Here is a 12,238-nt window from a genome sequence, read left to right on the forward strand (position 1 = left end):
GCGGCCTTCCCCGAGCCCGGCGCCGCTCGAAGCGCGATTGTTGTCGGTACCACCGGCTACAACATGCGGGTATGGGGAAACCGGCGTGGTTGCTCGTCACAGTGCTCGCGGTTGCCGGGTGCGCGGTGATCGGACCGGAACAGCCGGTCACACCCGCACCCGGTAGTCCGACGCGCGCCGAGCTCACCGCTTTGCTCGACACGGTGCGCGTGATCGCCGCGCGTCCTCGGCCCGGCGGCTACGAACGTGGGTGCAAGGCGGGTCAGGCCTGCGTGTTCGGCCCGGCCTGGACCGACGATTCCGACGCCCCCGGCAGCCACGACGGCTGCGATACCCGCAACAACGTGCTGGCGATGCAGCTGCGCGAGGTGGTGCATCGGGGCCGCTGCGTGGTGGTGGAAGGCATCCTCACCGACCCCTACACCGCCACCGATATCCGCTTCAGCAAGTCCGACGGCGGCCGGATCCAGATCGACCATGTCTACCCACTGGCCGCCGCCTGGGATATGGGCGCCGCGACCTGGACCCCGGACAAACGTCGCCGCTTCGCCAACGACCTCGCGGTGAACCTCCTCGCGACGGGCGCCGCCACCAACCAGGCCAAGGGTGACGACACCCCCGCCGCATGGCTGCCGCCCGCGCGACCCAACCACTGCTTCTACGCCGCCAAGTACCTCACCGTGGCCCTCGACTACGACCTGCCCATCACCGCCGCCGACAACGCGACTCTGCACGACATCGCCCGCGGCTGCCCGTGAGGACCGCGAGAAGGCGTTCAGTCCAGGACGTTGATCCGCGCGCCGGCGCTGAGCAGATCAGTCGCGGAGAGCCCGCACATGGCGTGGAAAGTGTCGCTGAAGTGTGAGGGGCTGGCGAATCCGGCGTCGGCCGCGGCGGTGGTGAGGTCGGCACCTTTGGCGACAGCCCGGCCGACGGCGAGCATGCGCGCCCAGACACGATAGCGGCGGAAGGTGGTGCCCGCGTGTTCGGTGAACAGGTGCAGCAGCCGGGATTTCGACAGCTGCACCTCGGCCGCGAGTTCTTCCGCGGTGATCGATCGGGTCGGGTGCGCGCGCACGATCGCGGTCGCGGCGGCAATCCTCGGATCGAGTCGGATCCGCGCGGGACCGCACGCGATGTCCATCACCTCGGCCGGGTCCATGTCGTCGCGGGCGGCGAGGCGGATCAGGGCGGTTTCGTGGTGGTGGTGGACGCCGAATTCGTGCACGCGCTCGGTCATCTGCTCCCAGCACCCGTGGGCGCGGGGCGACCCGGGGTCGATGTAGCAGAACAGCATTCGGGTCTGCTGCGCGACTACCTGGTGCAGCGTGCGTGGGGGTATCAACGCGCTGCGAACGGTGCGCCGACCGAACGAATCGGCGTGCAGGGCGAACGGGCCGTCGACGCCGACAGCGAGGCAGTGCACCGACCCTGAGTGGCGGTCGAGCCGCAGCGAAGGCCCCCGGTAGACGGCGTGGCCTATCCACAACCACACGTCCGCGCTCGCTGCCGACGGGTAGCACGTTTCTGGAAGCGGTCGCTGACCCATGCCCGCCATGCTTGCACGAGATCAACCGGGATGAACGAGCACCGCATCGTGCTCGCGCTGCGATCGAACAGGAAACGTGATGAGTGTTGTCTCCGAACTCGGCGAGTCTCGCCTTGTGCACCTGCCCCAGGGCACTGTCCGGATCTACGAACGCGGGCAGGGTGAGCCGGTGCTGTTCGTGCACGGCTTGTTCGCCAATGCGGCGGCATGGCGCAAAGTTGTTCCACGACTGGCCGATTCATATCGGTGCATCACCGCCGACTGGCCTTTCGGAGCGCACCGGATACCGATGACTCCCGATGCGGATCTGACCCCGCTGGGCATCGCCGAGACGATCGCCGATGTGATCGAGACTGTCGATCTGGATGCTGTGACGCTGGTCGGCAACGACGGCGGCGGCATGCTCTCCCAGCTCGTGGTGACCCACCGGCCCGAACGAATCGCCCGGCTGGTGCTGACACCGTGCGACGCCTACGAGAACTTCCCGCCACCGCTGTTCGACTACCTGTGCTGGATGGCCCGCACACCGGGGACTGGATCACTCACAGGCTTGCTCCTTCGGTTCCCCACGGTTCGGCAGACGTACGCACGCTCGCGGTTCGGATTCGGTGGCCTGTCGAACAACCCGATCTGCGGCGAGCTGATAGACCACTACCTGCACGGAATGACACACGATCGCGCGATCGTGCGCGACAGTCTCAAATTCCTTCGCGCCGTAGACAACAAGGACACCCTCGATGCTGCCGCTCGCTTCAGGTCGGCCACTCTTCCAGTGCTCATCGCATGGGCCGAACAGGACCGATTCTTCCCGTTCGAACACGCGCGACGACTCGCGGAAGACTTTCCGAACGCCCGCCTCGCATCGATCACGAACTCGCTGACCTGGGTCGCCGAGGACCAACCCGCTCGCACCGCGGCAGTGATCGATCAGTTCATCGGCACGACACCCCTGCACGCCGACCAGCCCTCGTAGGCGAATCGCACCGCAGGCGCTCATTCTCCGGTCGCCACGGCCCGTTTCGGATCGTTCGACCACTGCGAGTACGAACCCGGGTAGAGGGCGGCGTCGATGCCCGCGACGGCGAGAGCCGCGATCTGGTGGGCGGCGGTGACGCCGGATCCGCAGTACACCGCGACCGGGCCTTCGCCGAATCCGGCGAAACGTGCGCGCAGCTCTTCGGCGCTCCGGAAATGCTGTGTGCCGTCCAGGTTTTCGGCCGTCGGCGCACTGATCGCGCCCGGTATGTGTCCGGGACGCGGATCGATCGGTTCGACCTCGCCGCGATACCGCTCACCCGCGCGAGCGTCGAGCAGCACTCCCGACCATTTCGCGGCGGCGTCGGCGTCGATCACCGGCAGACCGCCTGGCCGTACCACCAGGTCGCCGTCGAGAGGGTCGGCTTCGGCGCCGGTCGCGATCTCGCCACCGGCCGCGATCCACGCGGGCAACCCGCCGTCGAGGATGCGCACGTTGTCCACACCGGCCCAGCGCAGCAGCCACCATGCCCTCGCGGCCGCCGTTCCCCCGGTCGCGTCATAGACCACCACCGGATCCCCCGCGCTCAATCCCCAGCTGCGCGCGCATTTCTCGAAGGTGCCCGGGTCGGGTAGCGGATGCCTGCCACGGGCGGGCGATGGCGCGGCGGCCAGTTCGGTCTCCAGGTCGACGAACACCGCGCCCGGGATGTGTCCGTCGAGATAGTGCTGCGGGCCGTTGGGATCGCCCAGCGCCCACCGCACATCGAGCAGATGAATCGGCTTGTCGGCCAGCTCTTCCCGCAGCTCGCCCGAGGAAATCAACACCGCGCCCAATCCCACTCCTACTCCGAGTCCCCGCCTGCGAAACCGTTCTCGACACCCTACGCATCGAACCGGCGCAGCGGCACCCGTGCACGCAATTTCGCGGCCGAACGCCAACCCGGACGGCCTGCCGCGATGGCCGGCATCGATGCCCGCAGGACGTATCGCCGGGGGGAGCGTTCGCGGGCCGATCACCCAACTGGACCGGCTCGCACCCAGCGCGAATCAGTCCACTTTCGTGAGACTGGCAGGCGACGACCCCTGCTTCGTCGGGCATTATCGGCACAATGTCGCAGGTCTCCACCACTTCGCCCGATATCGCCGACAAACCGGCGGGCATCGCACAGCCGCTCGGTGCGGGCGCTATCACCGCGCTGGTCGGCTTCACGAGCTCGTTCGCGGTGGTGCTGAGTGGTTTGCGCGCGGTGGGGGCGAGTCCGGCGCAGGCCGCGTCGGGCCTGCTGATCCTGTGCTTCACCCAGGGCATCGGCATTCTGCTGCTGAGTGTGCGGTACCGGATCCCGATCACGCTGGCCTGGTCCACGCCGGGTGCCGCCCTGCTCGCGAGCACCGGACTGGTCGCGGGCGGCTGGCCGGGCGCGGTCGCGGCCTTCGCGGTGACCGGCGTGCTGATCGTGATCACCGGGTTGTGGCAGCGGCTCGGCTCGCTGGTGGCCGCGATCCCCGTGCCGATCGCGCAGGCGATGCTGGCCGGTGTCCTCGTTCCGTTGTGCCTGGCCCCGGTGCAGGCGCTGCGCACCTCGCCCGCCGTGGTCGTCCCGGTCATCGTGGTGTGGCTGGTCCTGCAACGGTTCGCACCCAAGTGGGCGGTGCTCGTCGCCTTCGCCACGGCGGCCGTCGGTACGGGCATCGACATCGTGGTGAACAACCGGCACCTGGAATTGTCCGCCATGGTTCCGACTGTGGAATGGACTGTCCCCCAGTGGCATTGGCAGGCCGTCGTCGGCATCGCCATCCCGCTCTACATCGTCACCATGGCCTCGCAGAACATTCCGGGCGTCGCGGTGATGCGCTCGTTCGACTTCCAGGTCCCGTGGCGTCCCGCCATGCTCGTCACCGGTATCGGCACCATCCTCGGCGCGGCAGCGGGCGGCCACGCGATCAACCTCGCCGCGATCAGCGCCGCCCTCGCCGCCGCACCGTCGGCGAGCCCCGACCCCAAACGGCGGTGGATCGCCGCGGCGACAGCGGGCGCCAGCTACCTCGTCCTCGGCCTCGCCTCCGCCGCCCTGGTCACTCTCATCGCCGCCGCGCCGGAGGGCACCATCGAAACCGTCGCGGGCCTTGCCCTGCTCGCCACCCTCGCCGCCGCCCTGACCGGTGCGCTCAGCGACCCCGCCCACCGCATGGCAGCCCTGGTCACCTTCCTCGTCGCTGCCTCCGGCACCACTCTCTTCGGCATCGGCGGCGCCTTCTGGGCCCTGGTAGCCGGCCTCGTCGTGCGCCGCTTCCTGCCCACCGGCACCTGAGGGTCCGGCGGCAGGGCCGAGTTCAGTTCGGGCCTGCCAGCCGGTCGAGCAACGGGCCGGTCCGCGGTCCCACCAGCTCACGCATGACCAGGGCCATGTTGGTGCGCTCCACCCCGGGGATCTTCAGGATTCGGCCCGCGATGCGGTAGAGGTCGTCGGCGTCGCGGGCGACGATGCGGACGGTGAGATCGGTGGCGCCGGTCATCCCGCAGACCTCGGTGACCTCGGCAACATCGGCCAGCTCGTCCACCACGCTGTCGAGTCGATGCTGGTCGACCACGACCGCGACGAACGCCGCCAGTGGGTAGCCGAGGGCGCGCGGTTCCACCCGGCGTTCGAAGCTGCCGAGCACCCCGCCGCTGTCCCAGCGCGCCAGACGCGCCTGCACCGTGTTGCGCGACAGGCCGAGGCGCGCCGCGAGCTCCACCCCGGTCGCACGGGGGTTGGCGTTCAGCTCGCGCAGCAAACGCGCGTCGGTGGCGTCGAGTGTCACGTCCGGTTCGCGACTGGTCATACAACGCAGTATGACAGCGCACTACCCCCTCAGACCATGCATTCTGCTCAGGTGCGCGTGTACCGCTTGCGCACACCGCATTATGGTGGATGCTGAGTGATACACATCGCACTCAGCGGAGTGGCGTACCTGCATCGGCCCACAAGGCGCGGTAGCGAGGAGGCGATCACGATGTCGCAGAAGCAGACCTACCCGGTCCAGCTGGTTCAGCCCGACGGCCGTCGGGTGTTCGACAGGGAGCACGGCGCGCTGGTCGCCGACATCGATGCCGAGCGGTTGCGGCAGCTGTATCGGGACATGGTGATCACCCGCCGGATCGACATCGAAGCGACCGCATTGCAACGCCAGGGCCAGCTCGGATTGTGGCCGCCGCTGCTCGGCCAGGAAGCCGCGCAGGTCGGCTCGGCGCACGCGCTGCACCCCGACGACTACGTGTTCTGCTCCTACCGCGAAACCGCCGTCGCCTACTGCCGTGGCGTCCCGCCCGAGCAGCTCACCGCCCTCTGGCGCGGCGTCTCGCACCACTGCTGGGACCCCCACGAGGTCAAGATGACCAATGCCAATATCGTCGTCGGATCCCAGGGGCTGCACGCGACCGGTTACGCCTTCGCCGCCCACCTCGACGGCGCCGATATCGCCACCATCGCCTACTTCGGCGACGGCGCGACGAGCCAGGGCGACCTCGCCGAGGCACTCGGATTCGCCGCGGCGTGGAGCGCGCCGGTCGTGTTCTTCTGCCAGAACAATCAGTGGGCGATCAGCGAACCGGTGGCCGTGCAGAGCCATACCCCGCTGGTGCGCCGAGCCGATGGCTACGGGATTCCGGGCGTGCAGGTCGACGGCAACGATGTGCTCGCGGTCCTCGCGGTCACCCGCCAGGCCGTCGAACGCGCGCGCACCGGCGGCGGCCCCACCTTCATCGAGGCGATGACCTACCGGATGGGCCCGCACACCACCGCCGACGACCCGACCCGCTACCGCACCGCCGCCGACACCGAGTACTGGGCCCAGCGCGACCCCATCGAGCGCGTGCGTCTACTCCTCGACGGCGAAGGCGACCTCTCCCCCGAATTCGCCCGGCAGGTCACCGACGAGGCCGACGAGGTCGCCCGCCGGCTGCGCACCGCGACAATCGAGATGCCCGACCCCGATCCCGTGCGGATGTTCGACAACGTCTACGCGACCGAGCATCCACTGATGACCGAAGAGCGCCAACAGCTCTCGGCCTACCTCGCCGAAGGAGCGCAGTCATGATCACCACCTTCGCCGGCGCCCTCAACGTCGGCCTGCGCAGCGCGATGGAAGACGACGCCAAAGTCGTCCTGCTCGGCGAGGACATCGGCCGGCTCGGTGGCGTGTTCCGCGTGACCGACACCTTGCAGAAGGATTTCGGCGACAATCGCGTCATCGACACACCGCTGGCCGAATCCGGCATCGTCGGAACGGCTTTCGGGATGGCGTTGCGCGGATACCGTCCCGTGGTGGAGATCCAGTTCGACGGTTTCGTCTATCCGGCCTTCGACCAGATCGTTTCGCAGGTGGCCAAGATCCACAACCGTACCGGCGGAAAAGTGAAGGCACCGTTGACGATCCGCATTCCGTTCGGCGGTGGCATCGGCGCGGTCGAGCACCATTCGGAATCACCCGAGGTGTATTTCGCGCATACCGCGGGCCTTCGCGTTGTATCACCGAGTACGCCCGCCGACGCGTATTCGATGATTCGCCAGGCGATCTCACTGGACGACCCGGTCATTTTCTTCGAACCGAAACGTCGCTATTGGGACAAGGCCGACGTAGATTTCGAAGGCGAACCGGATCTGCCCCTGCACAAGGCCAGGGTCTGCACCCGCGGCGCCGACGCCACCGTCGTCGCCTACGGCGGCACCGTTGCCACCGCACTCACCGCGGCGAAGATCGCCGCCGAGGAAGGACATTCGCTCGAGGTGATCGACCTGCGCAGTCTCTCGCCGATCGACGTCGACACGATCGCGGAATCGGTGGACAAGACCGGCAGGCTGGTCATCGTGCACGAGGCGCCCGTGTTCGCCGGGCTCGGCGCCGAGATCGCGGCCCGCGTCACCGAACGCTGCTTCTATCACCTCGAGGCGCCGGTGCTGCGCGTCGGTGGCTACGACATCCCCTACCCCCCGGCTAAGCTCGAAAAGCACCACCTGCCCGACCCCGACCGCATTCTGGCGGCGGTCGACCGCTGTCTAGCCGCGTGATGAAAGGTGCCCTCGTGCCGGAACCAGCCGCCGACGACGACGGTCATGTTCTCGAGTTCCGCCTTCCCGACCTGGGTGAAGGCCTGGCCGACGGCGACCTGGTGTCCTGGGCCGTCGCGGTCGGCGACACGGTGGAACTGAACCAGACCATCGCCGAGGTGGAGACCGCGAAGGCGGTGGTCGCGCTGCCGTCGCCGTTCTCCGGGGTCGTGGTCGAACTGCTGGCTCAGCCCGGTGACACCGTCCCGGTCGGCGCGCCGCTGATCCGGGTACGCAACGATCTCGAGGTGTCGGCCCCACCGACCGCGGAGCCTCACACGAACGTGCTGGTGGGGTATGGGCCCGAGGCCGAATCGACCTCGCGGAGAAGGAAAGCCACGCCGTCCATGGCCTCGAGCACGCCGAGCTCCCATCGCGCCGCCGCGACCCCCGCGGCACGCAAACTGGCCAAGGAACTCGGCATCGACCTGTGGTTCGTCGCGGGGTCGGGACCCGAGGGCGCGGTCACCGTCGACGACGTGCGCTCGGCCGTGCCGGTGACCCAGCCACGCACCCCCGCCCGCCTCGGCGATGTCGTGCCCGCTCCGTCGAACGGCCACGTCACCGACGGGGACGGCCTGATCGAGCCCACCGCCCGCGAAGAACGCACGCCCATCGCGGGCATCCGGAAGCGCACCGCCGCCGCGATGCAGGCCAGTTCGCGCACGATTCCCCAGGCCAGCACCTTCGTCACCGTCGACTGCACCGCGTCGATGGAGCTGCTCGACCACCTGCGCACCACCAAGTCCTTCGAAGGACTCACGCTCACGCCACTGGCGCTGGTCGCCAAGGCCACGCTGGCGGCGATCGCGGAGTATCCGGGGATCAATACCGCGTGGGACGAGCAGAACCAGGAGATCGTCACCAAGCACTATGTGAACCTGGGGATCGCGGTCGCCTCGGATCGCGGCCTGATGGTGCCCAATCTCAAGGAGGCTCAGTCGCTGAGCCTGCGCGAGCTGTGCCGCGAGATCAGCTGGGCGGCCGACACCGCCCGCTCCGGCAACGCCACCCCGAACGACCTGCGCGGCGGCACCTTCACCCTCACCAACGTGGGCGTCTTCGGTGTCGACAGCGGCGTCCCGCTGGTGAATCCGGGCGAGGCCGCGATCCTGTGCCTCGGCTCGATCCGCAAGCGCCCCTGGGTCTTCCGTGACGAACTGGCCGTCCGCTGGGTCACCACCCTCGGCCTCAGCTTCGATCACCGCATGGTCGACGGCGAGCTCGGCGCCCGCTTCCTCGCCACTACCGCGGGTTTCCTGGAGGACCCGTTGACGCTGCTCAGCCGCATCTGAGCACGCGTCGGGACCCGGCCGTATAGTTCGGGCCGGTGCGTGTCCGACCGGACCGCGCACCGTGCGAACGAATTTCGGCAGGTGTATCCGAGGAAAAGGGGGGCGTCATGGGGTATCCGTATGGGCAGCAGCAAGGTCAGGGCTATCCGCCGAACGGCCAGCAGGGCTACCACCCGTACGGCCAAGCCGCTCCCGGGTACGGCGCACCGGGCCCCGGCGTTCCCGGGTACGGCGCTCCTGTGCCCGGCTATGGCGCTCCCGGATACGCGACGCCCGGCCCCGGTGCGCCCGGATACGGCTATCCCCAGCCTGCCGCCTCGGGCGCTACCGGGATCATCGCTGCCGTTCTAGCCCTTCTGCTTTCGCTGGTTTCCCTTGTTGGTGCGGTGGTCAGCTATAACGCCACACGCGCTTACGAATGCTCCGGCAAATTCGTCCAGAAGCCGGACGGCAGCTTCGAGTGTTCGAGCACGTCCGTCTCGCCGCTGGTGATGACCTTCGTCGTCACCGGCGCCGCGCTGGGCCTGTTGCTCCTCACCGGCTCTATCCTGCTGTTCCTCCGCAAGACAGCGGGCCGGGTGATCGTCATTTCCGTGGCGGCGCTCAGCGCACTCGGTAGCCTCCTCTCCCTCGCGACCTCCGCGTCATCCTCGGTGACATCCGGCGCGAGTGTGGCGATCGGGCTCGTCCAAGCCGCGGTCGCGGTCTTGATGCTCAGCCTTGCCGCGGCATCGTCGACCGGGCGCTGGATCCGGGCAGCACAGCAGCGACCGAACTACCCGCAGGGCGGTTACCAGCGGTATTGAACCCACCGGGTGATATATCCGACCCGCAACTCCGACGAAACACGGCGCTCACTCACGGTAAAAATCGGGGACTACAACCTGTTACATGAGTGAGGCGCATCCCGTCGACACCCGGTTGCCGTTCGCTCGGCAACTGGCTTTCGGCATCCAGCACGTCCTGATCATGTACACCGGCTGCATCACCGTGCCGCTGGTCTTCGGCGCGGCCGCGGGGCTGGACCGGGCGACGATCGCGCTGTTGATCAGTGCGGATCTGCTGGTCGCGGGCATCATCACGCTGGTGCAGAGCCTCGGTGTCGGCAAGCTGGCGGGTGCGCGGTTGCCGATCGTCTGCGGCGCTACGTTCGTCGGGCTCAACCCGATGATCCTGATCGCCAAGGAGTACGGCCTCGACGCCGTGTACGGGTCGATGCTGATCGGCGGTGTGGCCGGTGTCGCGCTGGCGTGGCCGTTCGCGCGGGTAGTGCGGTTCTTCCCGCCGCTGGTCACCGGGACCGTGCTGACGGTGGTGGGCGTCTCGCTGATCGGGGTCGCCGGGGGCCTGATCATCGGGACCGACCCGAAGTCGGCCGGCTTCGCCTCGCCCTCCAATATCGGCCTGGCGGCGGTGGTGGTGCTGATCGCGGTGGGCTTCGTCTGCCTCGGACGCGGCGTGTGGTCGCAGCTCGGCGTGCTGATCGCGCTGGTCGCGGGCATCGTGATCGCGCTGCCGATGGGACTGATCACCACCGCCGGGATCGGTACCGCCGACTGGGTAGGGATCCCGCAGCCGTTCCACTTCGGGTCGCCACAGTTCCCGGTGACCGCCGTGGTGGCGATGAGCATCGTGATGGCCGTGGTGTTCGCCGAGTCGACCGCGAGCATGCTGGCGATCAGCGAGATCACTGGAAAACCGCTGAGCAGGGGCGATCTCGCGCGCGGCCTGGTGGGCGACGGCCTGTCGGGTGTGCTCGGCGGCATCTTTACCGCGTTCGTCGACACGATCTTCAATCAGAACGTCGGCGCGGTCGCCACGACCAGGGTCTTCAGCCGGTATGTCACCGCGGTGAGCGGCGCGATCCTGGTGGTGCTCGGGCTGGTGCCCCGCATCGGCGAGGTGGTGGCGGTGATTCCGAAGCCGGTGGTCGGCGGGGTCGGGCTGGTGTTGTTCGCGACAGTCGCCGTCGTCGGCATCACCACGCTGCTCAAAGCCGATCTGACGGACCGGGTCAACGCGACCGTCGCGGCCACCGCCATCGGCATCGGCCTGCTGCCGGTGTTCACCAAGGACATGTTCGACAAGTTCCCCACCTCCGCCCAGATCCTTCTCGACAGCGGCGTCACCCTCGGTGCGGCCACCGCGTTCCTGCTGAACCTGGTCTTCAACCACACCCGCCTGGGCACCCTCGCGCGCGGTTCGACCCCACCACCACCGTCACCGGCTTCCCTGCCCACCACGCCGAAACCCGCCGCCGCTATCTGATCGAGCCGAGAGCACCAGGCCGGCGGTCACCGCGCAGCCGGCGCCACATTCCCAGCCCGCACATCCCGACCCCGAGGAGGGATCGCCGACGAAGTCGGCGGTTCGCGCCCGTCCCGGGGCGCGAACTCGAGCGCGCCAGCGCTCCAATAGTTACTGTGCGGGGATGGAGATAGCAGGCAAGGTCGCGATCGTCACCGGCGCGGGTGCGGGTATCGGTGCCGCACTCGCCTATCGCCTCGTCGCCGGCGACGCGCGGGTCGTCGTCGCCGATCTCGATGCGAACAGCGCGGCGAAGGTAGCGGCCGACCTCGGCGACAACGCGATCGCGGTCGGTGGCGATGTGGCCGACGAGCAGGTCGTGGCGGAATTGATCACCACCGCCGAACGCGAATTCGGTCCGGTTGACCTGTATTTCGCGAACGCGGGCATCGGCGGCGGTCCCGGTCTGGACAGTACAGAGGCCCAGTGGGCGAGCACCATCGAGGTGAATGTGATGGCCCACGTGCGGGCCGCGAAACTACTCGTTCCCGGTTGGCTCGAGCGTGGCAGCGGCTATTTCGTCTCCACCGCCTCCGCCGCGGGGCTGCTCACCCAAATCGGTTCCGCCCCATACTCGGTGACCAAGCACGCCGCGGTGGGCTTCGCGGAATGGCTCTCGGTTACTTACGGCGACAAGGGAATTCGCGTGAGCTGCCTGTGTCCGATGGGTGTGGACACCCAGCTGCTCACCGGCGCGCTCATCCCCGACGACCCGGAGGCGGGCGCGCTGGCGATCAAGGCCGTGAAGACGGCGGGCGCGGTGCTCTCCCCCGAGGAGGTCGCCGACACCGTCGTCGAGGCGATGGCCGCCGAACACTTCCTGATCCTGCCGCACCCCGAGGTACTGCAGATGTACCGCAACAAGGGTTCGGACTACGACCGGTGGATTTCCGGTATGCGCCGGTTCCAGACCATGCTGCGCGCGTGAACAGCGGACGGTGCGCCCGAAAAAATTCGGCGAGGTAGCGGCGAGATCGCTCGATTCCTGCCACGATGGTCCCTAGCTGCCGGTCACGATC

Annotated in this window: 12 protein-coding genes; 9 read left to right on the forward strand and 3 right to left on the reverse strand. The window is 68.4% G+C overall.

What is annotated here, in order from left to right; all coding sequences use genetic code 11:
• Positions 1–71 precede the first annotated feature (71 nt).
• The gene (locus ACWF99_RS12800; protein WP_378635706.1) at positions 72–758 is read left to right on the forward strand and encodes an HNH endonuclease family protein; all 687 of its coding nucleotides are present in this window, start codon (positions 72–74) and stop codon (positions 756–758) included.
• 17 nt (positions 759–775) lie between these two features.
• On the opposite strand, the gene ACWF99_RS12805 is transcribed toward ACWF99_RS12800, so the two are convergent.
• On the reverse strand, positions 776–1,549 hold the full coding sequence (locus ACWF99_RS12805) for a helix-turn-helix domain-containing protein (RefSeq protein ID WP_378635703.1): 774 nt from the start codon (positions 1,547–1,549) through the stop codon (positions 776–778).
• Positions 1,550–1,628: 79 nt separating this feature from the next.
• On the opposite strand from ACWF99_RS12805, the gene ACWF99_RS12810 reads away from it, so the two are divergent.
• Positions 1,629–2,522: an alpha/beta fold hydrolase gene (locus ACWF99_RS12810; RefSeq protein WP_452536009.1), complete on the forward strand. Its 894-nt coding sequence runs from the start codon at positions 1,629–1,631 to the stop codon at positions 2,520–2,522.
• A 20-nt stretch (positions 2,523–2,542) separates the two neighbouring features.
• Here ACWF99_RS12810 and ACWF99_RS12815 read toward each other — a convergent pair whose 3' ends face one another.
• Positions 2,543–3,349, reverse strand: coding sequence for a sulfurtransferase (locus ACWF99_RS12815; RefSeq protein WP_452536594.1), 807 nt, complete (start codon positions 3,347–3,349; stop codon positions 2,543–2,545).
• Positions 3,350–3,636: 287 nt separating this feature from the next.
• On the opposite strand from ACWF99_RS12815, the gene ACWF99_RS12820 reads away from it, so the two are divergent.
• Positions 3,637–4,839, forward strand: coding sequence for a benzoate/H(+) symporter BenE family transporter (locus tag ACWF99_RS12820; RefSeq protein ID WP_452536010.1), 1,203 nt, complete (start codon positions 3,637–3,639; stop codon positions 4,837–4,839).
• 22 nt (positions 4,840–4,861) lie between these two features.
• Here the strand turns inward: ACWF99_RS12820 and ACWF99_RS12825 are convergent, their stop codons facing one another.
• The gene (locus ACWF99_RS12825; protein WP_378635695.1) at positions 4,862–5,353 is read right to left on the reverse strand and encodes an Lrp/AsnC family transcriptional regulator; all 492 of its coding nucleotides are present in this window, start codon (positions 5,351–5,353) and stop codon (positions 4,862–4,864) included.
• A 171-nt stretch (positions 5,354–5,524) separates the two neighbouring features.
• Between ACWF99_RS12825 and pdhA the strand changes: the two genes are divergently transcribed.
• The 6 genes from pdhA to ACWF99_RS12855 all read left to right on the forward strand — a co-directional run bounded on the left by pdhA (position 5,525) and on the right by ACWF99_RS12855 (position 12,147).
• A complete protein-coding gene (gene pdhA / locus ACWF99_RS12830) occupies positions 5,525–6,607 on the forward strand; it encodes a pyruvate dehydrogenase (acetyl-transferring) E1 component subunit alpha (protein WP_378635693.1) in 1,083 nt (360 codons plus the stop codon).
• Positions 6,604–7,578, forward strand: a complete 975-nt coding sequence (locus ACWF99_RS12835; RefSeq protein WP_378635691.1) for an alpha-ketoacid dehydrogenase subunit beta — start codon at positions 6,604–6,606, stop codon at positions 7,576–7,578. Before pdhA ends, ACWF99_RS12835 begins: the two co-directional genes overlap by 4 nt.
• Positions 7,578–8,912, forward strand: coding sequence for a dihydrolipoamide acetyltransferase family protein (locus ACWF99_RS12840; protein WP_452536596.1), 1,335 nt, complete (start codon positions 7,578–7,580; stop codon positions 8,910–8,912). Before ACWF99_RS12835 ends, ACWF99_RS12840 begins: the two co-directional genes overlap by 1 nt.
• A 107-nt stretch (positions 8,913–9,019) precedes the next feature.
• Complete coding sequence (locus ACWF99_RS12845; protein ID WP_452536011.1) at positions 9,020–9,718, forward strand: hypothetical protein; 699 nt, start codon at positions 9,020–9,022, stop codon at positions 9,716–9,718.
• 85 nt (positions 9,719–9,803) lie between these two features.
• Positions 9,804–11,180, forward strand: a complete 1,377-nt coding sequence (locus ACWF99_RS12850; protein WP_452536012.1) for a uracil-xanthine permease family protein — start codon at positions 9,804–9,806, stop codon at positions 11,178–11,180.
• A 163-nt stretch (positions 11,181–11,343) separates the two neighbouring features.
• Positions 11,344–12,147 (forward strand): SDR family oxidoreductase, encoded by an 804-nt coding sequence (locus ACWF99_RS12855; RefSeq protein WP_452536013.1) that lies wholly within the window; start codon positions 11,344–11,346, stop codon positions 12,145–12,147.
• Positions 12,148–12,238: the final 91 nt, after the last annotated feature.

The sequence above is a fragment of the Nocardia sp. NPDC055002 genome (assembly GCF_053608825.1).